Here is a 22182-nt window from a genome sequence, read left to right on the forward strand (position 1 = left end):
CTATTCGAGAGCTCCAGCCCGTCAGCCGTGCGCATGAGAATGGTCCGGTTTCGCACGCACGGCCACCAGATCGCGTCTGGAACAGTAACAACAGGTGCAGAACGCGCCAGTTCCATCGGGGCTGCGGATTACTCGCCAGCGAGCCGGCTTCACATGCATGCCGCATTGCAGACTCGCAGCGCCGGGCTAAGTTGCGCGGGCCATCCAGCGAGGTTTGATTCGTCATGTACCGCTTCCTGCCGCTCGCCATTGTCATCCTGCTGACCGGCGCCTTCGCCGCGCTCATGGCCATCAGCCCCTGGTTCGCGATCGGTGTCGTCTTTTTTGCCGCGCTCTCGCTGCTTGGCCTTTATGATCTCCTGCAGACAAGCCACACGCTGTGGCGCAACTATCCGATCCTCGCCCGGATAAGGTGGATTGCCGAAGAGTTGCGGCCCTTCCTGCGGTCCTACATCGTCGAGAGCGAGACCGAAGGCCGACCGTTCAACCATGAAGAGCGGACGATGGTGTACCGCCGGTCCAAGGATGTGTCCTCGGTGGAGCCGTTCGGCAGCCAGCTCGATATCGACAAGCCGCCCTATGAATGGCTCTCGCACTCGATCGCCGCGCGTCACAATGAGGACGAAGACCCGCGTGTGATGGTCGGCGCGCTTGGGACAGCCAAGCCCTATTCGGCGAGCGTGCTGAACATATCTGCGATGAGCTTCGGCTCGCTCGGCGCCCATGCCATCGAGGCCCTCAACCGGGGCGCGGCAAAAGGCGGCTTTTATCACGACACCGGCGAGGGCGGTGTTTCAAAGTATCACCGGGCCGGTGGCGGCGATCTCGTCTGGGAGCTGGGCTCGGGTTATTTCGGCTGCCGGGCGAGGGATGGCGGGTTCGACCGCGAGCGCTTTGCGGATGTAGCCGCTTCCGACCAGATCAAGATGATCGAGATCAAGCTCAGCCAGGGGGCCAAACCCGGTCATGGCGGCGTGCTGCCCGGCTCCAAGGTCACTGCAGAAATTGCGGAGGCACGCGGCATTCCGATTGGCGAGACCTGTTTTTCGCCGCCCGCCCATACCGCCTTTTCCACCCCGACAGGCCTGATGGAATGGGTGGGCGAACTGCGCGAGCTGTCCGGTGGCAAGCCGGTGGGCATGAAGCTCTGCGTCGGTAATCGCTGGGAAGTCCTTGCCATCTGCAAGGCCATTCTCGAGACGGAGATCAAACCTGACTTCATCGTCGTCGATGGCGCCGAGGGGGGCACCGGTGCGGCGCCGGCCGAATTCATGGACCATATCGGCGCGCCGCTGCGCCAGGGCCTGGTGCTGGTGCGCAATGCACTGGTCGGCTGCGGCCTCAAGGACGAGATCCGCCTGGCCGCCAGCGGCAAGCAGATATCGGCCTTCGCCATGGCAGCAAGCATGGCGCTCGGTGCCGACTGGATCAACACGGCGCGTGGTTTCATGTTTTCGCTGGGCTGCATCCAGTCGCTCAACTGCCACAAGAATACCTGCCCAACCGGCATTGCGACGACCAATCCATCCCGTCAGAGCGGGCTTGTCGTTTCCGACAAGGCCGAGCGGGTCTACAATTTCCATCGCAATACGGTGCGCGCTCTGATGGAAGTGGTCGGTGCAGCTGGGTGCAGCCACCCGAGCGAGTTGACGCCGCGCCATATCATGCACCGGGTCACCGAGGACATCACCGAGCCGGGCCACATCGCCTACAAGCTGCTCAAGCCGGGCGTCCTGCTCGAAGACCCCGAGAGCACATCGCTGAGGCGCGAATGGTCGATGGCCCAGGCGGGCAGCTTCGCCCCCGTGCGCTGAGGCGGTCCGGCCAAAACAGGCTAGTTGGTCAACGCGCCTTCGAACGCCATGCTGAGGTCGCGGTAGAAGGCGATGCGTTCCTGAACCTGCGGGGAGAGGGTGATCAGCGTGCCGGCCCCGGCCAGCGGCTGCGGCTTCAGCCCGTCATGGGCGAGCACCATCATATCATGCCAGAGCGATGCGGGCAGGCCGCCGCCGGTGACTTCCTTCATCGGGCTGTCATCGTCATTGCCGACCCAGACTGCGCCGACGCGGGCAGCTGAGAAGCCAGCGAACCAGGCGTCGCGGAAGTCCTGGCTGGTGCCGGTCTTGCCTGCGACCTGCCAGCCATCGAGACGGGCGCGGGTCCCGGTGCCGTCCGTAATGACCCGTTCCATCATGGCGACCATGGTTTCGGCATTGTCGCGCTCATAGACCTGTTCGAAATCGTATTGCGGGCGCTCATAAAGGACATCCCCGCGCGAGTTCGAGATCTTCTCCACGATGTACGGGTCGATCCGCTTCCCGCCGGTCATGAACACGCCATAGCCCCGCGCGAGGTCCTGCAGGGTGACTTCCTGCGAGCCGAGCGCAATGGAGGGCAGGGGCCGCATCTTGTCGGCGCTCGCCATGCCGAAACGCCGCGCAAGCGCAATGATCGTCTCTTCACCGACTTCCTGGGCAAGCTGGGCGGCAATCGTGTTGACGGAGTCCTTAAGGGCTTCCGACAGCGTCATCGGCCCGTGGAAGACGCGGCTGTAATTCTCCGGCGTCCAGTCATCGATGGTGATTTCTTCGTCGCGGCGCACCTCATAGGGCGACAGGCCCATCTGGATGGCGGCGGCATAGACGAAAGGCTTGAAGGAGGAGCCGGGCTGGCGCAGCGCCTGCGTCGCGCGGTTGAACTGGTTTTCGGTGTAATCGACGCCGCCATACATGGCGAGGATCCGGCCCTTGGTATCGAGCACAATGCCGGCTGCCTGACTCGCATTCACCTTGGTGCCTTCCTCTTCCATGCGCGCGGTGAACGCTTCGTCCATGGCCGACTGCAGGTCCGCATCGATGGTCAGCTGGACGATCAGGTCGCCTGGTACGGTGGGCAGGATCTCGTCGATCTTCTCGGTCGCGACATCGAGGGCATACCCGAATTGCGGGTCGCGTTCGGGCGCTTCGGCGAGCGAAACTTCCTCGATCTCGGCGGCTGCGGCCTGCGGCGCGGTGATGAAGCCAGCATCGACCATTTCCTTCAGCACATAGCGCTGGCGGGTCTTTGCGTCGGTCATGTTGTTGGTCAGCGCGAGGCGCGAGGGTGCTTGCGGAAGCGTCGCCAGCAGGGAGGCCTCTGCGATGCTCAATTCCTCTGGCTGCTTGCCGAAATAGAAGCGTGAAGCGGCGCCGAGGCCGTAGAACCCGGCGCCAAAATAGACGCGGTTGAGATAAAGCTCGAGAATCTGCTCCTTGCTCAGCCGTTCTTCAAGCCGGCGGGCGAGGCGGATTTCCTGCGCCTTGCGTTTCAGCGTCTGCTCCGGCGTCAGCACCAGGTTCTTGATCAGCTGCTGGGTGATGGTCGAGGCACCCGACACGGTCTCGCCAGATGTGACATTGGCCCACACGGCGCGGATGATGGCGCGGGTGTCGGCGCCGTCATGTTCGTAGAAGCGCTTGTCCTCGGCCGCGATGAACGCCTGCGGGACGTGCGGCGGCAGGTCCTCCAGCTTGATGGCGCGGCCGTAGCGCGGGCCACGGATGGCGATGGTCTGGCCATTGGCATCGACAAATTCGATGGCCTGCTCGCGACCGCTGGCCCAGAGGGCCTCATTGGAGGGCAGCTCCGGCATGCCGCGATAGAGGCTTTGCCAGTAGATCCAGCCTGCAGCGCCTGCGATCATCATGGCGACCAGGCTGGTAATCAGGCTCCATTTCAGGATCGGCTTTCCGCGCAGGATCGCCGAAAACCAGCCGCCGCCGGATGCGCGGGCACGGTGTGTTGCGGTCCGTTGCGTCGGTTTAGCGGCCACGTAGGTCCTTCCAGTCGGGATCTTCCTGAAATTCCGGCAGCGCTATGCGCTCTAAATGAGGCAGGCTGAAGGCGAGATGAACCTGCCGCACAGTCCGATAACCTGCCGAATTCATGCCTAGCCGATCAGGGCGGGGCAGTCAGGGCCGCTCTTGCTGTAAGGTATGCTTTCTGTGTCTTCGGCCATCCGGGAGGCAAGCTTGAGCTGCGATGCCATGGTTTCGGCCGGGATGGCGCTGGTCAGGCAGGCGAAAGGCTCCCCCGAACGAGCGTCGATGAGAAAGGCGAAGCCAGTTCGCTCGCCATAGGCCTCCCAGATCCAGCCAGCCTTGTGAATGGCGAGGCGGGCCGCGCTTGCTGCGCTGACACCCTGCCGCGCCTCGGGTCCGTCGCGCATATGCGTCAGGTCGATTTCGACATAGTCGACCGTTCCGGATGGTATCGTCTGCAACGCCCGGGACAGGGCCGGTTCGAGAACGTGGCATTTCGCGCACCAGTCGGCCGTGAGTGTGATCAGTTTCAGTTTCGCTTCGGCAAAACTCGCCTGCGGAGCAAGCAGGCCTATGATTAGACCAGCCCCGATACAGCGGGCGGTTTTACTCCCGCGTGCCCGGCCTCTAAGACGGGTCCAAGCCAGACTTAACAAGGATGTCATGCTCGCTTTCCTGAACGATCTCATCTGGGGAAAAATCCTCATCTTCACCCTCATCCCGATCGGCCTGATCTTCACACTCTGGTCGAGGGGCGTCCAGTTCAGACTGTTCGGATCCATGTTTTCCGTGCTGGGGCAGGGCTTCCAGCATGAGACGGACCAGCCCTCTTCCTTCCAGGCGCTGGCCCTGTCCGTTGCCGGACGCGTCGGCGGCGGCAACATAGCAGGCGTGGCGGTGGCCATTGCGCTTGGCGGGCCGGGGGCGATCTTCTGGATGTGGATTGTCGGCCTGGTCGGCATGGCGACGAGTTATTTCGAATGCTCGCTGGCCCAGCTCTACAAGCAGAAGGAACCGAATGGCGATTTCCGCGGCGGGCCAGCCTATTACATCAAGCACGGCCTTGGAAAGAAGCTTGGCCCGGCAGCCCCGATCATGGGCTTTGTCTACTCGCTGCTGCTGCTTGTGACCTTCGGTTTTGCCTTCATCTGCTTCCAGAGCTTTGCGATGACGAGCTCGGTCGAGAGCGCATTCGAGCTGCCGCGCATGGGCTCGGGCGTGGTCCTGGCTGTGATGGTCGGCGTGGTCATCCTCGGCGGCCTGCACCGGATCGCCAGCGTCGTGGAGTTCATCGTGCCCGTCATGGCGGTGTTCTATGCGCTGGTCGGCATCCTCGTCCTCAGCCTGCATATCACCGAGATTCCCGCCGCGCTTACCACGATCGTGACCAGCGCCTTCGGACTGAACGAAGCGATTGGCGGCGGTATAGGCGCGGCCATCATGCAGGGCGTACGGCGCGGCCTGTTCTCGAACGAGGCCGGTCTCGGTTCGGCGCCCAACGTCGCGGCGGTGGCCTATGTCGAGCACCCGGCCCAGCAGGGCATGGTGCAGTCGCTGTCGGTCTTCATCGACACGATCGTCATGTGCACAGTGACGGCGCTGATCATCATCCTGTCGCATCAGACCTATTACGGTGCGGATGTGGACGGGGTCGTGATGACGCAGGTTGCCCTTTCCGACCATATCGGGGGGTGGGCGGAGTATTTCATCGCCGTCGCGCTGTTCCTCTTCGCCTTCTCCTCGATCATGTATTCCTACTATCTCGGTGAGACGGCGGTCGATTACTACATCCCGGACAACCAGACAGCTTTCATGACCTACCGGTTCATCGTCATCGGCTTCGTGCTGGTTGGCGCGGTGCTGGACCTGTCTTCTGTGTTCGGCTTTGCCGATGTCACCATGGGCCTGCTTGCCATCGTCAACCTGATTGCGGTGGCCATGCTCTTCCCGATCGGCTTGCGTGTCATGAAGGACTTCGATGATCAGCGAAAAGCCGGCGTGAAGATCCCGGTTTTCGACCCGGAAAAGTTCGACGACCTGGATATCGACAAGTCCGCCTGGCAGCTCACTGAGCGGCCGAGCCGGCACCCGTCCTGAGGGAGGGGTGTCAGCGGTGGCGCAGCAGCGCCGCCTGCAGGTGTGCCGTAACATCCTGCACGCGCGGGCTCTGCCACACCGCGTCGCCGAGATGGACGAAATGCGCGTTCACGCTGCGCCGGTAGGTGGCAAACTCGGGTAGCAGGTCGACGGGCACAATGGCCGCGCGCAGGACCTGGCTGCTGGCATCGAACAGGACGGCGGCGAGATAGTCGAAGGGCGCATTCGACAGGTTCCGGATGGCCGATAGCTGGCACGAGCCGTCAAACGGCGTCAGCTTGCGCCCCTTGATGCGAAAGCGCCGGCCTTCGCCATCGACGGCATCATAGCCGGTGATCGCAGGCGGCGCGCTGACATCCCACTCGAATGCGGCGCAGAAGAGCTGGCGCGCGAACGTGTCGGCCAGATTGGCGAGGCTGCCCATGCCGGATGGCTGGTGGAGATTATCCTCATGGGTGGCTGTCAGGCGCGAGGTCTCGCCAACGGCCATGTTCCAGGATGCACTCATGATCAGCCCTCCTTGTCAGGAAGGGTCATTAGAGGCGATCAGTCTTGGCGCGGCGTGTGCGCGCGATTTTGAATTTCAGGAAAATTCGATCTAGCCGAAGACCCGGTCGAAGATCAGGTCGACGCGCTTGAAGTGATAGTCGAGATCGAACAGGGCTTCGAGCTGCTCATCGCTGAGCTTGGAAGAGACTTCGTCATCGGCCTTCAGGAAATCGAGGAAAGCGCCTTCGCCGGCCCAGGTCTTCATCGCATTGCGCTGGACGAGGCGATAGGAATCCTCGCGGCTGACGCCGGCCTCGACGAGGGCCAGAAGCACGCGCTGGGAGTTATGCAGCCCGCCGAGGCGCTCCATGTTCCCGATCATCCGGTCGGGATAGATAAGCAGGTTCTCGACCACGCCCGCGAGGCGGTGAAGGGCAAAATCAAGGTGAATGGTCGCGTCCGGTCCGATGCCACGCTCGACCGAAGAGTGCGAGATGTCGCGCTCATGCCAGAGGGCGACATTCTCCAGCGCCGGGGTCACAGCCGAGCGGACGAGACGCGCAAGGCCGGTCAGGTTTTCGGTCAGCACCGGGTTGCGCTTGTGTGGCATGGCCGAGCTGCCCTTCTGGCCCTTCGAGAAGAACTCCTCGGCTTCCAGCACTTCTGTGCGCTGCAGGTGGCGCACTTCGGTCGCAAGGCGTTCGATCGATGAGGCAATCACGCCCAGCGTGGCAAAGTACATGGCGTGGCGGTCGCGCGGGATGACCTGCGTGGAGACCGGCTCCGGCTCGAAACCGAGCTTCTCGGCGACATATTCCTCAATGCGCGGATCGATATTTGCGAAGGTGCCGACCGCGCCGGAGATGGCGCAGGTGGCAACTTCCTTGCGGGCGGCGACAAGCCGCTCGCGGCCCCGCGCGAACTCAGCATAGAAGGTGGCGAGCGTGACGCCGAAGGTTGTCGGCTCGGCATGGATGCCATGGCTGCGGCCGATCTTGGGCGTGTATTTGTGCTCCTTGGCGCGTGTCTTGAGGGCGGCGAGGACGCGGTCCATGCCGACGAGAAGCAGGTCAGCGGCGCGCACCAGCTGCACGTTGAGGCAGGTGTCGAGCACGTCGGACGACGTCATGCCCTTGTGCAGGAAGCGCGCGGGCTCACCGACATGTTCGGCGACATTGGTCAGGAAGGCGATGACGTCATGCTTCACCTCGGCCTCGATCTCGTCGATGCGGTTGACCTCGAAGCTTGCCTTCTCGCGCACGGCGGCAGAGGTGCCTGCCGGGATCTGGCCCAGCTCTTCCATCGCCTCGGCGGCCAGCGTCTCGATTTCCAGCCAGATGCCGTACTTTTCTTCCGGCGACCAGATCGCGGTCATCTCAGGGCGGGCATAGCGTGGAATCATCGGGCCTCTCCGTTCTTGCCGCGCGTTCTACGCCGATGGGCAGAAGGGGCAAGTCCTAGACTTCCGCGGCCAGCACCCTTGGCAATTTGAACGTCACCGTTTCCCGCGCTGTCGTCACGGGCACGACCTCGATGTCGAAGCGTGCGCGGCAGGCGGCGATGAGGCCCTGGACAAGGTCTTCAGGGGCTGAGGCGCCAGCCGTGAGGCCGAGCGTTTCCACGCCCTGGAACCAGTCCCAGTCGACATTCGATGCGCTCGCGACCAGCCTGGAATCTTTCGCGCCGGCGCGTTTCGCGACTTCCACAAGGCGTTTGGAATTCGAAGAGGTCTCAGCCCCGATAACGAGGAAAAGGTCACAGCCTTCGGCCATGGCTTTCACCGCTTCCTGGCGATTGGTGGTGGCGTAGCAGATATCTTCCTTGTGCGGCGCGCTGATGTCCGGAAAGCGGTCCTGCAGGATGGCGACGATATCGGCGGTGTCATCGACCGAAAGCGTGGTCTGGGTGACGAAAGCGACATTCGCGGCGTTCTTCGGCTCGAAGGCGCGGGCATCGTCTTCTGTCTCGATCAGCGTGATCGCGCCGTCGGGCAATTGCCCCATCGTGCCGATGACTTCCGGATGGCCGGCATGGCCGATGAGCACGATCTCGCGGCCAGCCTTGTGGTGGCGTTCGGCCTCGACATGCACCTTGGACACCAGCGGGCAGGTCGCGTCGACATAAACCATCTCGCGGCGCTCGGCTTCTGCAGGGACCGCTTTCGGCACACCATGGGCAGAAAAGACCACGGGCCGGTCCGGCGGGCATTCGTCCAGCTCCTCGACGAAGACGGCGCCCATGCCCTCCAGCCGTGAGACGACATGCTGGTTGTGCACGATCTCATGGCGGACATAGACAGGGGCGCCCCATTTTCCGAGCGCCTCTTCGACGATCTGGATGGCACGGTCGACGCCAGCGCAGAATCCGCGCGGTGCGGCGAGCCTGATTTCGAGTTTGCGGCCTTGCATATCGCTCCTTGCTGCACCGTAAGGCAGATGGGACGTTGCGCCATCTTCAGGTGCCCGGTAACACTCCCCGTTCCAGATGGACAGCCTGAAGGCTCAGGCCAAGAGTGACAAGGCATTCAACATGCGCGTATTTGCGGGAATTGCAGCCGGACTGATGCTTGCTTCGTGTTCGAGCAACGCTGTCACCCGGGCATTCGACACCAGAAACAATGCCGGACCCTGTCCGCCAGCTGCGGTCCTTTATGATGCATCGCGCATTGTCGAGCTGGAAGGCGAGGAGCCGAATTTCAGCAACATCACCTATACAGGTGAGCTGAATGGCATCCGCCTGTTCTGCCGCTATGTCGATGACCAGCCGCTGCGCGCCAATCTCGAACTGGACTTTGCCTTCGGCAAGGGGCCGAAAGCGGACGCCAATCGTCACGAATATCGTTACTGGGTCGCGGTGACGCGCCGCAGCTCGAAAGTGCTCGCCAAGCAGTACTTCTCCGTGGATGCGAATTTCGCAGGCGAGAAGGTCACGGGGCAGACGGTTACCGTGGAAGACATCATCATTCCACGGGCCGATTCGACGATTTCCGGCGCGAACTTCGAGGTCGTCGTCGGTTTCGACCTGACCGACGACCAGCTGGCGTTCAACCGGCAAGGCCGCCGTTTCCGCCTGGATGCGGGCCAGTAGATCCTAAAGAAGAAAACCGGGGACCAGGATGAGCGATCTCGCCACTGAACTCTCGGCGGCGTGTGCCGCTGCCTTTGAAGCCGAAGGTTTTGAAGCGCGCTGGGGCGCTGTGCGCCGTTCCGACCGGCCGGAGCTGGCCGACTTCCAGTGCAATGGCTGCATGGGCGCGGCAAAGTCGCAGGGCCTCGTTCCGCGTGACCTGGCCGCAAAGATCGCAGAACGGATCGGCGGGAAGGGACCGATCGAGCGCGTCGATGTTGCGGGGCCGGGCTTCCTAAACATCCGCGTCTCCGGCGAGGCCCTCTCGCGGCAGACCGAATTCATCCGCACCGATGCGCAGGCTGGCGGCGGCAAGCTGGAGGCCACCGAAAAGGTCGTGATCGACTTTGGCGGGCCGAATGTCGCCAAACCGATGCATGTCGGCCACCTGCGCTCGGCCGTGATCGGCGATACGCTGGTGCGGCTGTTCCGTTTCCTCGGCGATGATGTGACGGGCGATGCCCACCTCGGCGATTGGGGCCTGCAGATGGGCCATCTCATCACCGAACTGTTCGCTGAGCAGCCGGACCTTGTCTATTTCGATCCGGACTTCAAAGGCCCCTATCCGGACGAGCCGCCGGTCACGATCGAGGACCTCGGCCGGCTTTATCCGCAGGCCTCGGCCAAGGCGAAGGAAGATCCCCAGCGCAATGAGGCGAGCCAGCTGGCCGTCGCGGAGATGCAGGCTGGCCATCCGGGTTATCGCGCACTGCTGCGCCATTTCATCAATGTCTCTGTCGAGGCGCTGAAGGTGGATTACAGCTTCCTGGGGGTCGAATTCGACCTGTGGAAGGGTGAGAGCGATGTCGATGACCTGATCCCCGGTATGGTCGAGGACCTCAAGGCAAAAGGGCTGGCGAAGCTTGATGACGGGGCCTGGATCATCGATGTCTCGCGCGAGAGCGACAAGAAGGAGATGCCGCCCTTCTTGCTCATCAACTCGCGCGGTGGCACCGGCTATCACGCCACCGATCTTGCGACGATCGTCGACCGGATCGAGACGCTTCACCCCGACCGGATGCTGTACGTCGTCGATCAGCGTCAGGCGCTGCACTTCGAACAGGTCTTCCGTGCGGCCGACATGGCCGGGCTGATGGCCGAGGAGCGGATGGAGCATATCGGCTTCGGCACGGTCAACGGGACCGACGGAAAGCCCTTCAAGACCCGCGAGGGTGGTGTGCTCCGCCTGTCGGACCTCAACCGCATGGCGCTTGAGGAGGCTGAGAAGAAGATCGGCGAGACGGGGCTTTCCGGCGATATTGGCGATGAGGAACGCGGCAGGATTGCCATGCTCGTCGCGCGTGCCGCGCTGCGGTTTGCAGATCTTCAGAATGTCAGAACGACCAATTACGTCTTCGACCTTGAGCGCTTCACCAGCTTCGAAGGCAAGACGGGGCCGTACATGCTGTATGCGGCGGTGCGGATCAAATCTCTGCTGCGGCGGGCCAGAGAGGCCGGTCACGAGCCGGGGCCGGTCACCATCGAACGCGATACAGAACGTGCGCTCGTGCTCGCCATGGATGGATTTGCCAATGCGCTCGCCCAGTCGCATGCCAAACGCCAGCCGCATATCCTGTGCGAACATGTCTACACGCTCGCCCAGGCTTTCAGCGCGCTCTATGCCGATGCGCCGATCGCGAATGAGGCAGATGCGGCTGTCCGCGCCTCCCGACTTGGGCTTTGCGAGGCGGTGCTGAAACAGCTCGAAGCCGGCCTTGGTATCCTCGGAATCGAAGCGCCGGAGCGGATGTAGATCGGCGATTCGTTAACGGAACCCCTGAAAATTTTTACCCGGCCCTAACGCGTTTTAAGGATTCGCCCTGAAAAAGTGAACGAATCAGGGGCGGCTCTTTACGGTCGGCTAACCGACGGCGCCTAGCCTCTTAAGCCTGCGAGGCTAAGTGTTGAGGAGGCTGACATGCTGAACGACCTGATCAGAACCACGTCCGAGAAAACAGGACTGGACGAAAGCCAGGCGCGCGACGCGCTCGGCGTACTCTTCAACACCGCCGAACGACAAGGCGCGCCGCTGATCGAGAAAGTCTTCTCCCGCATGCCCGGCGCGCGGACCCTTTCTGCGACCACAGGCGCCCAGAGCGGCGCGGCGACCGGCACAATCGCTCGCCTCATTGAACAGACACCGGGCGGGCGCCAGCACGTTTCGCTGTCCATGTTTGCCAGCCTGCACAAGATCGGGCTCGGCCACTCACAGATCGCCCAGCTGCTGCAGTGCGTCGGCGAGCATATGGAAAAGACCTACAGTGTCAGCGGCATTGGCCATCTCGGCGACCTGATCGTTACCGATCCGTCCGCAGGCGAAGAGCGCCGCACAGCCGTCGCCTGACCGGCCTCGCCACACAAGCTCCAATGGAAGGGCCTGTCCTGCACTCTCCGTGCGGCAGGCCTTTTCTTTTTCCGGCGGGCGATCTAGCAACCGGTCATGACAGACACCGCTGCGCCCGCATCCATCTTCCCCGCCATCAATTACGCATCGCCCGGTAACGGCACCGCGACATTGCCCGACGCTTCGGACGAGTTGCTGGCGGCGCTGATAATCCAGGGCCTGCGTTCCCTGGCCGAGAGCATTGCCGGGGATCGAGCCGCCCACACCGTCTCTGTCAGCCTCGACATGACAGGCACGGCCTTCCAGGGCGGCGAGGTTGCCATCCAGACCGAGGTCGACCGGCAGACCCGCACACTTGCCTTCATGAATGGAAGCCTGAGCTGCGGCGGCAAGGTCCTGCTGAAAGCCACGGCCATATTCCGGCTGGCCGACAAAGCCTGAGGCTGCGCTGCGACAACAGGCCTGAGCCCGACAGCGCTTTACAAGTCTCACGGGGTCTGTGCAGACTCTGCCCAGCGAGGACCGACCGGTTTAACGGGACGTTGAAAATCGTTTCAAGACAGGCGGGTAGAGTAGGAGAGGACAAACATGCGGCGCGTCATTCTGGGAGCCATTCTCGCATGTTTCCTTCCGGCGGCTTGTGAAAGCGACGGGTCTGTCGGTGGATTGGGTGACGTCCTTGGTGGCATTTCCGGCTATCCGGGGACCAGCGGCACGAGCCAGGGCGCACTGACCCGGGCGGAGATCGAAGCCGGCCTGCGTCAGGCCCTCGAAATCGGCACGGAACGCGTCGCCAGCCAGATCGGTGTGACCGATGGCTACTGGGCAGACCCGAAAATCCGCATCCCACTTCCCGGGCGGCTTGGGGAAGCCCAGCGCGAGCTGGCCAGAGTTGGCCTGTCGGCGCCGCTGGATGATTTGCAGCTGCGCATGAACCGGGCCGCCGAAGACGCTGTGCCGGCCGGCAAGAAGATTGTTATCGACGCGGTGAGGTCCATCACGATCCAGGACGCAGTTTCCATCCTGAACGGTGGCGATACGGCCGCGACCGACTTCCTGCGCGGGCGGACGGAGACCTCGCTGCGCGCAACCTTCAAGCCCTATGTCGAGCAGGCGCTGGAGGCATCGGGCGCCTATCAGACACTCGATTCCGTGACATCGTCCGTGCCGCTACTTGCTGTGGCCGCGGTCGACTACAAGACGTCCCTGACCGATCACGCCGTCAGTCTCGGCCTTGATGGCATGTTCGACTATCTCGCCGTCGAAGAGCAGAAGATCCGGGAAAACCCCGTCGCGCGGACGACCGAACTCCTGCGCAAGGTATTTGGGGCCCGCTGATGCGCAGATACCGGACAGAATTTGCCGACGGCGAAATGCAGGCCATCGACTTCGGAAACCCGGCGCTCGAAATGGCGGCGCTCTGGCTGCATGCGACGGGCTTCAATGCGATGACCTACCAGTCGCTTCTGGCGCCGCTCGGCCTTCGTACCAAGGTGACGGCGCTGGACATGCGCGGCCATGGCCGCACGACGCTTGCGGCCGAGCCAAAAAAGCTGAAGTCCTGGCACAAATATCGCGACGATGTGATCGCCTTTCTTGAGCGCAATGCGACGCGGCCTGTGGTCCTCGGCGGTCATTCCATGGGCGGTTGCGTGGCCCTGCTGGTCGCTGGCAAGCGGCCAGACCTCGTCAAGGGTCTGGTACTCGTCGACCCGGTGATCCTCACGCGGCGCTATTATTTCATCAAGCACTTGCTGCCTTTCCTGACGCCGATCATCGGGGGCGGCAACCAGATGGCGCGCCAAGCCAAGAAACGCCGCGCAGAGTTCCCGAGCATGGAAGCGGCCCGCGAATCCTACAAGGGCAAGGGCGCCTTCAAATCCTGGCGCGAGCCGTTTCTCGATGACTATCTGATGGACGGCCTCAAGCGCGTCGACGAGAACCCCTATGGCAGCGAGGACCAGCGCTGGCGCCTGACCTGCGATCCGGCTTGGGAAGCGGCAACCTTCAATGCCCAGCGCAACCAGCCCTGGGGCGCGCTGTCCAAGGTCAAGAAGCTCAACATGCCGGTCGTTATCCTTCGGCCTGAAATCGCGCCGGTCATGACTGACAAGGTCGCCGACATGATACTGGACAAGTATCCGAACCTTGTCCTCAAGGACCGCCCGAACACGTCACACTTCCATCCGATGGAAGCGCCCTATGAAGTGCGTGACGAGCTTTCCACGGCGATTGCGCGTCTGATTGAAGGGTTTTCGGCAGGCGATGAAGGCCCGATGCGGCGCAGCCTGCACGGGACCGGCTAGAGCGCGATCTTTCCCGGTGCGATCCGTTCGAGATCGTCCATCAAATCCTTGGGTGTCTTCATCGCCTTTCGGGTGTCGAGATCGAAGGTGACGGCAACCGCCTGGCTCGTCATCCATGGCCGACCGCTCTGCGGGTCAAGCATCCAGTGAACGAGTGAATGGGTCTTTTCCTGCGCGCTGGCAAAGGCGGTGCGGATCTCGAACCCGTCGCCGGGCCTCGGCCAGCGGCGATAGATCAGCCGGTACTCCAGCACGGCGGCGCCCATCCGTTGCCCGCCTTCGCCCCCGGCCACTTTCAGGCGCCAGTCGTAAAGCAGGTTGGGCACCGCATCCGACACCCGGCCGATGAACCATGACGGGATCATGCGGCCGAAGATGTCGCAATGCTGCCGAGGAACCATGCCCAGACCGGGTGTCTTGACCCCTTGGGCATCGGCCACCGCCTTCGAGACTTCGCTGTCGGCCAGCGGTTCTGCGTTAATATCGAGGCCACGCGGCGCAGTCTCCTTTGGCGGCGTATCCTTGAGCGCTTCCAGCGTCTCACGGGTCCGCTGGCTCCACGCGAACGCCTTGCCGTCATGGCTGGCGGCGTGTTGCAGCCGGGTGCGGAAGGCCGCCGCGACCGAGCCGTCGCCGTGGTTCAGTTGCTGGTAGACAGTCACCGTGGTCTCATCCACGTCCAGGACGCAGCCTGTCATGGACAGCGGGCGGCCGGGGTGGACTTCGCGCATGAACCGGATGTGCTGTTCCAGCGGGACGAGGGTGGAGGGCGCATTCTCCTGATAGGCATGCGAGAGATGGCAATGGCCCGCCAGCGTCCCCAGCCCTTCGAAGGCCTTCTCGACATAGACGCGCACATTCATGTGCCCCATCTCGTCACAGTCCCAGGTGTTGGCGATTCCCTTCCAAAGATCGATCATGTCAGCCGCGGCTTTTCCTGCTTCGGTCCAGATTTCTGTCGGGCGAATCGGAGGTCGCCCACTTTGCGCCCGTCATAGCGGATGATGTCGGCAAGTCGAATCGAAAGCTTTGGCCAGGGCAGGCAGGGTTCAGGAGACCGCGTCCGGTTCGTCACATTCCGGCGCTGGCGTTCCGGGCAGGGACGGGTGCAGCAAGGCATAAGTTCCCCGCGCACCGGCAAAGTAGTCGATCCGAAGTCCGTCAGGACGCAGCGTGTAGCGAAGCGGCAGGTTCGTCGCGCAGCGCTGGGCGGTGTTCACGACGATCACCTCCATGGCGTCGAACCCGTCGGGTTTCAGTCCGGCATTGTGGCCGCCAATGCAGTCCAGCTCTGGGTAGGACACGAAGAAATCCTCACCGCGCACCGTCAGGCGGATGGGATAGGGCGTGTAGCCCTCTTCATAGACGCAGCCCTGCCAGCTTCCGGCCTGGACCGCGGCATCGAAGGCCGACTCGCTCGCTGCGGCCGACAACCCGCCAAGCCAGAGAAGGCCGGCGAGGAAAAGCCGTTTCATGACGTGCAGGCCCGGCAGATGCCGCGAACCTCGATCACGGCATGATGCATGCGAAAGCCGGCGCCTTCGGTCTCCGAGCGCAACGCTTCGGTCGTCGCAACGGCGTGAAGTTCCTCAGCCGCGCCGCATTCATCGCAGATCAGGAAGACCGCCGAGTGCTTGTGGCTGGCATGCCCGCAGGCGACATAGGCGTTGAGGCTCTCGATCTTGTGGGCAAGGCCGACCTCCTGGAGGAAGTCGAGCGCGCGATAGACCGTCGGCGGCTTGGCCGAACCTTCCCCATCGAGATTGGCCAGAAGGTCGTAGGCTTTCGACGGTTCGGAACTTTCCAGCAGCAGGCGCAGGACCTTGCGCCGGATCTTTGTCAGCCGCTGGCCATTTCGCTCGGCGAGCAGCTCTGCCTGTTCAAGGAACGCTTCGACGTCCTGCGGGCTGCAGGGCGTGTTGACGTGTGCGTGCGTATCAGGATGAGCGTGCGCCATCAGGCCAATGTCGGACGATTTCGCCGGGATTTCCAGCCCCCTTCAGTTGAAAGGGGCCTGGATGGGGCCAGAAACGAGGCGGCCATGTGCTCACAATTGCGCCTGCGGTGCGGCATGTCGATAAGGGCTAATCCCTAGTTGAGCGCACATGTCGCGCGGTGCTTCGGCGCGCGGCAAACGGGCCAATATCGTTTTTTATTCCAGCAGGTTAGCTCGCCTCAGCACTTGTTGAGGAGGCTTTTTATGAAACGTGGTCTGCTAGCGGCTCTGATGGCGGCATCTGCTGTCTGGGGAGCATCGACGGCCGTGGCTGAGCCAGGCGACTGGATGGTCCGTGGCCGGGTCATCGGCGTCCTGCCGGATGAAGGCGCATCGCTAAGGGTTGGTGGTGGCGCCCTGCCGGGCACTGTCGACATTTCCGACCAGTATGTGCCGGAACTCGATATCACCTACTTCTTCACGAAGAACATCGCTGCCGAGCTGATCCTCGGCGTGACACCGCACGATGTGAAGGCAACCGGCGTTACGGTGCCGGGTGTGCTGGATGATGCGACCGTGGACCTGGGCGATGTCTGGCTTCTGCCGCCGACGCTCACCCTGCAATACCACTTCGATACCGGCTCGTCCTTCAAGCCCTATGTCGGGGCTGGCGTGAACGCCACCTTCTTCTTCAACGAGGATGAAGGCCCGGTTGCGGACGGGATCGAATACGACCCGACGGTCGGCTTCGCTCTGCAGGCTGGCTTCGACTATGACCTTGACGGCGAATTCGGCGGCTGGGCGATCAATGCCGACGTCAAGAAAGTCTGGATCGAGCCCGATGTGACAGTGAACCTGTCCAGCGCGCTTGGCTCGTCGCTCGGTGTCGACACCGTGAAGGTCCAGGCCGACGTCGATATCAACCCGGTGATTGTCGGGGTTGGTCTCGGATACAGATTCTAGCCTGTCACTCCCTACAGGCTGGAGATGGCGGGGAGCCCTTGTTGCTGGGGGCCCCCGCCTTATTCTTTTGCGGAAGGGAAGGCCGTGTAGTGGTCGGCGCCGCACCTGAATTCAAGGGCGTCAAAGCCCCAGCTGCCTGGCTGTCAGGTCCCGCATGATTTCTTCCGAGCCGCCGCCAATCGCCATGACGCGGACCTCGCGGTAGATGCGCTCGACCCGGTGGCCACGGATAAAACCGGCGCCGCCAAGGATCTGCATGGCTTCGCGCGCGCAGTACTCCATCGTCTCTGTGGCCTGCACCTTCAGCATGGCGAGCTCTGCCACGGGCTGCTCGCCATTCTGGACGCGCCAGGTCAGCTGGTCGAGCATCGCGGTGGATGCCCAGACGCGCTGGCACATGCTGGATATCTTGTGACGGATGACCTGGTGGTCGGCGAGGCGCTTGCCGAAGGTCTCGCGCTGCTGCGCCCATGCGGCAGCCTCCTCGATGCAGACGCGGGCACAGGCCGTGGCTTGCGCCGCCATGCCGAGGCGTTCGCCATTGAAATTGGCCATGATGCCATAGAAGCCCCTGTCGACTTCGCCGATCAGGTTTTCCGGGGGCACGAAGACGTCGTCAAAGTGGATGGTTGCGGTGTCGGAGGCCCACCAGCCCATCTTGGGCAGGGATGTGCGCGAGACGCCTTCGGCTTCCAGGTCGATCAGCATCAGCGAGATTCCGCCCATGCCTGGCCCACCCGTGCGCACAGCTGTCGTGAGCCACTTCGAGGTGCAGCCGCCGGTGATGTAGGTCTTCGAGCCGTTCACCACCCAGCCATTGCCCGAGCGTTTCGCATTCGTCTTGAGCTGTGCGACGTCGGACCCGCCGCCCGGTTCGGTAATGCCGAGGCTGATCTGCTTCTTGCCGGAGAGGACCTGCGGCGCGATCTCCTGTTTCATCTCCTCCGTGCCGAGCGCCATGACGGGCGGCAGACCGATGCCGTGGATCATCAGCGCCGAGGACACGCCGCCAGCGCCCATGCGCGCCAGTTCCTCTGACGTGACGGTGCCGTGGAAGCGGTCGAAGTCTGTGCCGGCACCGCCATACTTCTCAGGATAGCCCATGCCGATGAGGCCGGCCTCGGCTGCCTTGGGATAGACATCGCGCGGGATTTCGCCTGCGGCCTCCCACTCCTCGATATGGGGGACCAGTTCCTTGTCCACGAACGCGCGGACGGAGTTGCGCCAGATGGAATGGGTCTCGTCCATCCAGGGCGCGGGCGGGCGGAGACTGTCGAAAGTGATGTCACGATATTTGCTCATGCGCCGAGAATGTCGGCGCGGGCGGCGAAATCAATTCGTGACGTCGGGGGATGGCGCATCAGGCACAGGCTTTAATGCAGGCCCGGTGGCCCCATATCTCCCGGGTGTACCGATACGACCCTTCTGAGGACCTTCGTCCGCGCGAACCAATATTCAATCGCTTCCCGGCCGTGGTGCTGATTCTCAGCGCCGTGATCATCGGGACCAGTACCGTCCTGTTCATGGCGCAGCCCTATCTGGAAGACTGGATGCTGAGGGCGGGTGCCGTGGTCGCCGGGCCGCAATATGAGGGTCTGCCCCGGCCGTTCGGGCCGCTGGCGCCATACATCCTCCACGTCCTGCTGCACGGTAATTTCTTTCACCTGGCAATGAACATGACGGCCATGATCGCCTTCGGCCCCCCGATTGCCATGGCGTTCGGGCGAGGCACCAAGGGGGCGATCGGCTTTCTCCTCTTCTTCGCAGGCGCTTCGATTGCTGGCGCGCTCGCGGAAACGGTCTGGGCCGTCTCCAGCGGCCAGTCGCAAATGATGATCGGCGCGTCTTCGGGCCTGTCAGGCTTCCTGCCGGCGGTTGGCTGGCTGATGGGTGGGTTCAGGCAGGCGGTGAGGATCTCCATTCCTTGGCTGATCATCAACCTCGTGATCGCTTTTGCAGGGACAGCCGTCATCGGCTCGATCTTCGGGATAGGCATCGCCTGGGCCGCGCACCTTGGCGGCCTGGCGGGCGGGTTTATCCTGTTCCCGATCCTGCTTCGCGTCTTCAATCCAGCTGTGGCTGACCGGCTGCGCTAGCTGTCGCGCCGGATGGCCGGTGTCGTGATGCCGAGGGCCGCGCTGCGGCGCAGCTTCTCGCGCCGGAAGCGGTAAAGTTCGGCCGGCCGGCCGCCAGTGCGGTCCATCATCTCGCCGGTGCCTTCGACGAGGTCCGTCCGGTCGAGCGCCCGGCGGAAATTCTGCTTGTGCAGTTTCAGTCCGAGTATGCCCTCGCAGGTCATCTGCAGTGCCGAGAGGGTGAAACGCTCCGGCATCAGCTCAAAGATCACAGGGCGGTAGCGAATCTTGCCGCGCAGGCGGCCCATGGCCGTTGCGAGGATGCGCCGGTGGTCGGACGCCATTGGCTCGCCGAGCTTCACATCCGGCAGCGGCAGGCCCGCATCGCGCGCGCATTCCGTGACGAGCCCAGCCTCATACAGCAGTTCATAGCGTTCCAGCACGCGGTCATCGATCCAGTCCTGCCCGTCGAGACCGAAGGCGAGATTGGCGCGCAGCTGGCGCGGCTCATTGCCCGCCGCCCAGGTCGACAGGCGCGGGGCAATGACCTCATCGATGATAGCCGGGCGGCCATTGCGGTGATCCTCCCACGGAAAGAGGCTGTACCAGCCGCGCCAGCGCGCATCGAGGGCCTCTGGCGGCTTGGTCGGGTCCGGTGTCAGACCGAGATAGCCGACTGAAACGACGCGCGCATTCGCCGGCGCATCGGCGAGCGTGGCTTCCGGCGTTTCGCGGTCCCGGTCACCAAAGGTGTAGAGCTGTTCGACATAACCGAGATCGAAGCCGGTCTGCTCACGCACCCAGCCGCGCAGGGCCAGTTCGAACGTGCGATGGCGCGCGGGATCGAACGTACCGAAGGGCAGGCCAGCCAGCCCGCCGTCGCGGCGCGTGACGAGAACGCATGGCGTCTCGCCGTCTGCAGCAACAATCACGACCGACAGGCCAATGATCAGCGCTGTTGTCACCGGCGGGCCTCCATCTCTTTCAGCAGGGCCTCGTGGCGGGCGGTGAAACTGGCCTGGGCCGTGTTGGGCGCTTCGGGCATCAGGTCGAGTTGGATCGTGCGCGGCGGTGAGCCGAAGAAGCGGTCAGCCTCGGTCGTGCCGAACCCGGCGAGCTGCGTCGCTTCATACCAGGCACATATATTGTCAGCCCGCTTGATCAGCCGCTTCAGGCTGGCGGGCAGGCGCGCGGGCAGGCCGAAGCGGATATGGATCGCCTCGGACAGACGGTTCTCGATTTCCTTGTAGCCATCGCCAAGCACTGCCTTGAAGGGAGAGATCATGTCGCCGATGACATATTCGGCCGCATCATGATGCAGCGCCATCAGGCGTTCGGAGGGGCGCAGGCCAGGCTCGAGCCGGGCACAGACCTGTTCGACAATGACACTGTGCTGGGCCACCGAGAAGGCGTGGTCACCAATCGTCTGCCCATTCCAGCGCGCAACACGCGCCAGACCATGGGCGATATCGTCAACCTCCACGTCGACCGGCGACGGATCAAGCAGGTCGAGGCGCCGGCCCGACAGCATGCGCTGCCAGACGCGTGCGGGGGCATTTCGCGGGACGGGTTTGGGGCGCGTACTCATGGCGCCCTCTTTAATCCATTGGCAAGCCGGGTAAAGAAAAGCCCGCATTTCGCTTACCATTCCGACTGCTCGGCATGGGGTTTGCTCAGCTCCCGTTAAGACGTGACAGCGATAACCGGATCAACGGACGAACAACAAGCCCGAGGCGTAAAGACGATGGTGGAAATGGTGATGGACGTTGCAGCCAATCCTGCAACGGCATGGTGGGTACTGGCTGGGGCGGCCCTGATCGTTGTAATCGAGGCCGCCCGTTCCAGCCGCAAGGTCCTCTGGGGGGACATTGGCGAGGACGAGTTCGAGGACTAGGCCTCGCGAGACTGGTGCCAAGCTTGCTCAAAGACTGCGATTGCAACGGGGCCTAATAGGCCCCGTCCTGCTTTTCGGACGTGCGATCGACGCGCTCTTCAAGCGTGCCGATATCCGTCGTGGTGTATTCAGCGATGACATCGCCCGCTTCGGCAATCGCGTCCTCGACTGTCTTGGTGCCGTCCTCGACCTCTCCGGCGAGCGCGAGCAGCGGCTGATAAAGCGCTTCCGGTTCACCCTGCATGGTCAGGCCGAAGGGCGCGCCGGCCGCCTCAAGCGCCTCCCAATCCTCGCGGACGCCCGCCCAGTAATCCTGCGTGGCTGCCCAGTAAGCGTCGCCGACCTCGACCGGGAAGGCGTTGTCCTTGATGTAGGTGTTCACGCCGATTTCGCGTACCAGGACATTCGGATCCTCGTCGAGCACCAGCTTTGAATTGGTCTGCTCATGCACCCAGCCATCCGGCGTAATGGTGTGACGGTTGACGGCAAGGACGGCGTCATAGTCGTCACGGGTGGTCATGTCGCGGCGCGGCAGCGGGCGCCACTCGGCGGGCGGCGTCCACTGCGAAACGTGGTTATCATGCGTCCAGTCACCCACGGCGCCATAGCGCGGGGAATCGTCGACCTGATAGACCTCCTGCGCCCAGGCTCCATCGGCATCAGCTTCACTGACAGGGCGCATCTCCCAAGCATTGCCGCCGACAAAGCTGAGCACTTCGGCAGGCTCATAGGTCCAGTCCTGGCGCCAGTGCTTGATCGGGAACTCCTCGCCTTCCTCGCCGACGACGAGGATGTGCTGCAGGCTGATGAAGTCGCCGCGGTCTTCGATGACGCGGACGATCTCATAGCCGCCTGACAGCTTCGGGTCTTTCAGCGTGTAGCCCTCTGTCAGCGGAACCGTCTCACGAAAGTCAAACGTCACCTTGTAGTCGCCGGCCATGGCGAGGATCGCCTCGCGGTCCTGCTCAAAAGTGGCATCCGGGTTGGGCGACTGTGCCATGGCGGTCATTGAGAGGACGCCGAGAAGTGTAATGGCGGCTGCAGAACGGGTGATTTCGGGCATGCGGGTTCCTCGATTTTCAGGCTTCAAAGCAGCCCTGATTGATAATGAAACTAAGAATCATTTGCAATATAAAATCCACCATGTCATGA

At 63.0% G+C, this 22182-nt stretch carries 23 protein-coding genes; 11 read left to right on the forward strand and 12 right to left on the reverse strand.

Going from position 1 to position 22182, the window contains the following annotated elements:
- Positions 1 to 224 precede the first annotated feature (224 nt).
- Positions 225 to 1814 carry an FMN-binding glutamate synthase family protein gene (locus D1227_RS09875; protein WP_119377565.1) on the forward strand — a complete coding sequence of 530 codons (1590 nt, stop codon included), beginning with the start codon at positions 225 to 227 and terminating at the stop codon, positions 1812 to 1814.
- 20 nt (positions 1815 to 1834) lie between these two features.
- On the opposite strand, the gene D1227_RS09880 is transcribed toward D1227_RS09875, so the two are convergent.
- Both D1227_RS09880 and D1227_RS09885 read right to left on the reverse strand, forming a co-directional pair.
- Positions 1835 to 3811, reverse strand: a complete 1977-nt coding sequence (locus tag D1227_RS09880; RefSeq protein ID WP_233350029.1) for a transglycosylase domain-containing protein — start codon at positions 3809 to 3811, stop codon at positions 1835 to 1837.
- Between the two features lie 117 nt (positions 3812 to 3928).
- Entirely contained in the window at positions 3929 to 4465 is a 537-nt protein-coding gene (locus D1227_RS09885) for a thioredoxin domain-containing protein (protein WP_158586622.1), read from the reverse strand.
- On the opposite strand from D1227_RS09885, the gene D1227_RS09890 reads away from it, so the two are divergent.
- A complete protein-coding gene (locus D1227_RS09890) occupies positions 4464 to 5897 on the forward strand; it encodes an alanine/glycine:cation symporter family protein (protein WP_119404596.1) in 1434 nt (477 codons plus the stop codon). The genes D1227_RS09885 and D1227_RS09890 overlap by 2 nt on opposite strands.
- Before the next feature lie 10 nt (positions 5898 to 5907).
- Here D1227_RS09890 and D1227_RS09895 read toward each other — a convergent pair whose 3' ends face one another.
- From D1227_RS09895 to ispH, 3 genes are all read right to left on the reverse strand, one after another.
- A complete protein-coding gene (locus D1227_RS09895; RefSeq protein ID WP_119404597.1) occupies positions 5908 to 6405 on the reverse strand; it encodes a hypothetical protein in 498 nt (165 codons plus the stop codon).
- A gap of 90 nt (positions 6406 to 6495) precedes the next feature.
- Positions 6496 to 7788: an adenylosuccinate lyase gene (purB, locus tag D1227_RS09900; RefSeq protein ID WP_119404598.1), complete on the reverse strand. Its 1293-nt coding sequence runs from the start codon at positions 7786 to 7788 to the stop codon at positions 6496 to 6498.
- A 55-nt stretch (positions 7789 to 7843) separates the two neighbouring features.
- On the reverse strand, positions 7844 to 8794 hold the full coding sequence (gene ispH / locus D1227_RS09905; protein WP_119404599.1) for a 4-hydroxy-3-methylbut-2-enyl diphosphate reductase: 951 nt from the start codon (positions 8792 to 8794) through the stop codon (positions 7844 to 7846).
- Positions 8795 to 8915: 121 nt separating this feature from the next.
- On the opposite strand from ispH, the gene D1227_RS09910 reads away from it, so the two are divergent.
- The 6 genes from D1227_RS09910 (at position 8916) to D1227_RS09935 (ending at position 14162) form a co-directional block, all read left to right on the forward strand.
- The gene (locus tag D1227_RS09910) at positions 8916 to 9473 is read left to right on the forward strand and encodes a hypothetical protein (protein ID WP_233350031.1); all 558 of its coding nucleotides are present in this window, start codon (positions 8916 to 8918) and stop codon (positions 9471 to 9473) included.
- 28 nt (positions 9474 to 9501) lie between these two features.
- A complete protein-coding gene (gene argS, locus D1227_RS09915; protein ID WP_119404600.1) occupies positions 9502 to 11265 on the forward strand; it encodes an arginine--tRNA ligase in 1764 nt (587 codons plus the stop codon).
- A gap of 165 nt (positions 11266 to 11430) precedes the next feature.
- On the forward strand, positions 11431 to 11856 hold the full coding sequence (locus D1227_RS09920; protein ID WP_119377558.1) for a hypothetical protein: 426 nt from the start codon (positions 11431 to 11433) through the stop codon (positions 11854 to 11856).
- Positions 11857 to 11952: 96 nt separating this feature from the next.
- Complete coding sequence (locus D1227_RS09925; protein WP_119404601.1) at positions 11953 to 12297, forward strand: hypothetical protein; 345 nt, start codon at positions 11953 to 11955, stop codon at positions 12295 to 12297.
- 147 nt (positions 12298 to 12444) lie between these two features.
- The gene (locus D1227_RS09930; RefSeq protein ID WP_119404602.1) at positions 12445 to 13194 is read left to right on the forward strand and encodes a DUF4197 domain-containing protein; all 750 of its coding nucleotides are present in this window, start codon (positions 12445 to 12447) and stop codon (positions 13192 to 13194) included.
- Positions 13194 to 14162 (forward strand): alpha/beta fold hydrolase, encoded by a 969-nt coding sequence (locus D1227_RS09935; protein WP_233350033.1) that lies wholly within the window; start codon positions 13194 to 13196, stop codon positions 14160 to 14162. The genes D1227_RS09930 and D1227_RS09935 overlap by 1 nt, the downstream gene beginning before the upstream one ends.
- Here the strand turns inward: D1227_RS09935 and D1227_RS09940 are convergent.
- From D1227_RS09940 to D1227_RS09950, 3 genes are all read right to left on the reverse strand, one after another.
- On the reverse strand, positions 14159 to 15082 hold the full coding sequence (locus D1227_RS09940; RefSeq protein WP_233350035.1) for a thioesterase family protein: 924 nt from the start codon (positions 15080 to 15082) through the stop codon (positions 14159 to 14161). The genes D1227_RS09935 and D1227_RS09940 overlap by 4 nt on opposite strands.
- A gap of 129 nt (positions 15083 to 15211) precedes the next feature.
- On the reverse strand, positions 15212 to 15637 hold the full coding sequence (locus D1227_RS09945; protein ID WP_119404603.1) for a hypothetical protein: 426 nt from the start codon (positions 15635 to 15637) through the stop codon (positions 15212 to 15214).
- The gene (locus D1227_RS09950) at positions 15634 to 16119 is read right to left on the reverse strand and encodes a transcriptional repressor (RefSeq protein ID WP_119404604.1); all 486 of its coding nucleotides are present in this window, start codon (positions 16117 to 16119) and stop codon (positions 15634 to 15636) included. The genes D1227_RS09945 and D1227_RS09950 overlap by 4 nt, the downstream gene beginning before the upstream one ends.
- A 243-nt stretch (positions 16120 to 16362) precedes the next feature.
- Here D1227_RS09950 and D1227_RS09955 point away from each other — a divergent pair, with 243 nt between their 5' ends.
- Positions 16363 to 17061: an OmpW/AlkL family protein gene (locus tag D1227_RS09955; protein WP_119404605.1), complete on the forward strand. Its 699-nt coding sequence runs from the start codon at positions 16363 to 16365 to the stop codon at positions 17059 to 17061.
- Positions 17062 to 17181: 120 nt separating this feature from the next.
- Here D1227_RS09955 and D1227_RS09960 read toward each other — a convergent pair whose 3' ends face one another.
- Positions 17182 to 18363: an acyl-CoA dehydrogenase family protein gene (locus tag D1227_RS09960; protein ID WP_119377551.1), complete on the reverse strand. Its 1182-nt coding sequence runs from the start codon at positions 18361 to 18363 to the stop codon at positions 17182 to 17184.
- Between the two features lie 74 nt (positions 18364 to 18437).
- On the opposite strand from D1227_RS09960, the gene D1227_RS09965 reads away from it, so the two are divergent.
- Positions 18438 to 19157, forward strand: coding sequence for a rhomboid family intramembrane serine protease (locus D1227_RS09965; protein WP_158586623.1), 720 nt, complete (start codon positions 18438 to 18440; stop codon positions 19155 to 19157).
- On the opposite strand, the gene D1227_RS09970 is transcribed toward D1227_RS09965, so the two are convergent.
- A complete protein-coding gene (locus tag D1227_RS09970) occupies positions 19154 to 20101 on the reverse strand; it encodes an NUDIX hydrolase (protein WP_119377549.1) in 948 nt (315 codons plus the stop codon). The genes D1227_RS09965 and D1227_RS09970 overlap by 4 nt on opposite strands.
- Positions 20098 to 20724 carry an HD family hydrolase gene (locus tag D1227_RS09975; RefSeq protein ID WP_233350042.1) on the reverse strand — a complete coding sequence of 209 codons (627 nt, stop codon included), beginning with the start codon at positions 20722 to 20724 and terminating at the stop codon, positions 20098 to 20100. The genes D1227_RS09970 and D1227_RS09975 overlap by 4 nt, the downstream gene beginning before the upstream one ends.
- A gap of 171 nt (positions 20725 to 20895) precedes the next feature.
- On the opposite strand from D1227_RS09975, the gene D1227_RS20345 reads away from it, so the two are divergent.
- The gene (locus D1227_RS20345; protein ID WP_267896325.1) at positions 20896 to 21030 is read left to right on the forward strand and encodes a hypothetical protein; all 135 of its coding nucleotides are present in this window, start codon (positions 20896 to 20898) and stop codon (positions 21028 to 21030) included.
- Positions 21031 to 21082: 52 nt separating this feature from the next.
- Here the strand turns inward: D1227_RS20345 and D1227_RS09980 are convergent, their stop codons facing one another.
- Entirely contained in the window at positions 21083 to 22093 is a 1011-nt protein-coding gene (locus D1227_RS09980; RefSeq protein ID WP_119404608.1) for a DUF6607 family protein, read from the reverse strand.
- Positions 22094 to 22182: the final 89 nt, after the last annotated feature.

Source organism: Henriciella mobilis (genome assembly GCF_003576315.1).
GTDB lineage: Bacteria > Pseudomonadota > Alphaproteobacteria > Caulobacterales > Hyphomonadaceae > Henriciella > Henriciella mobilis.

Coding starts and splice junctions, on each gene's coding strand:
- D1227_RS09875 (WP_119377565.1), top strand. CDS start 225: ATGTACCGCTTCCTGCCGCTCGCCATTGTCATCCTGCTGACCGGCGCC.
- D1227_RS09890 (WP_119404596.1), top strand. CDS start 4,464: ATGCTCGCTTTCCTGAACGATCTCATCTGGGGAAAAATCCTCATCTTC.
- D1227_RS09885 (WP_158586622.1), bottom strand. CDS start 4,465: ATGACATCCTTGTTAAGTCTGGCTTGGACCCGTCTTAGAGGCCGGGCA.
- D1227_RS09895 (WP_119404597.1), bottom strand. CDS start 6,405: ATGAGTGCATCCTGGAACATGGCCGTTGGCGAGACCTCGCGCCTGACA.
- purB (WP_119404598.1), bottom strand. CDS start 7,788: ATGATTCCACGCTATGCCCGCCCTGAGATGACCGCGATCTGGTCGCCG.
- ispH (WP_119404599.1), bottom strand. CDS start 8,794: ATGCAAGGCCGCAAACTCGAAATCAGGCTCGCCGCACCGCGCGGATTC.
- D1227_RS09910 (WP_233350031.1), top strand. CDS start 8,916: ATGCGCGTATTTGCGGGAATTGCAGCCGGACTGATGCTTGCTTCGTGT.
- argS (WP_119404600.1), top strand. CDS start 9,502: ATGAGCGATCTCGCCACTGAACTCTCGGCGGCGTGTGCCGCTGCCTTT.
- D1227_RS09920 (WP_119377558.1), top strand. CDS start 11,431: ATGCTGAACGACCTGATCAGAACCACGTCCGAGAAAACAGGACTGGAC.
- D1227_RS09925 (WP_119404601.1), top strand. CDS start 11,953: ATGACAGACACCGCTGCGCCCGCATCCATCTTCCCCGCCATCAATTAC.
- D1227_RS09930 (WP_119404602.1), top strand. CDS start 12,445: ATGCGGCGCGTCATTCTGGGAGCCATTCTCGCATGTTTCCTTCCGGCG.
- D1227_RS09935 (WP_233350033.1), top strand. CDS start 13,194: ATGCGCAGATACCGGACAGAATTTGCCGACGGCGAAATGCAGGCCATC.
- D1227_RS09940 (WP_233350035.1), bottom strand. CDS start 15,082: ATGATCGATCTTTGGAAGGGAATCGCCAACACCTGGGACTGTGACGAG.
- D1227_RS09945 (WP_119404603.1), bottom strand. CDS start 15,637: ATGAAACGGCTTTTCCTCGCCGGCCTTCTCTGGCTTGGCGGGTTGTCG.
- D1227_RS09950 (WP_119404604.1), bottom strand. CDS start 16,119: ATGGCGCACGCTCATCCTGATACGCACGCACACGTCAACACGCCCTGC.
- D1227_RS09955 (WP_119404605.1), top strand. CDS start 16,363: ATGAAACGTGGTCTGCTAGCGGCTCTGATGGCGGCATCTGCTGTCTGG.
- D1227_RS09960 (WP_119377551.1), bottom strand. CDS start 18,363: ATGAGCAAATATCGTGACATCACTTTCGACAGTCTCCGCCCGCCCGCG.
- D1227_RS09965 (WP_158586623.1), top strand. CDS start 18,438: ATGCAGGCCCGGTGGCCCCATATCTCCCGGGTGTACCGATACGACCCT.
- D1227_RS09975 (WP_233350042.1), bottom strand. CDS start 20,724: ATGAGTACGCGCCCCAAACCCGTCCCGCGAAATGCCCCCGCACGCGTC.
- D1227_RS20345 (WP_267896325.1), top strand. CDS start 20,896: ATGGACGTTGCAGCCAATCCTGCAACGGCATGGTGGGTACTGGCTGGG.
- D1227_RS09980 (WP_119404608.1), bottom strand. CDS start 22,093: ATGCCCGAAATCACCCGTTCTGCAGCCGCCATTACACTTCTCGGCGTC.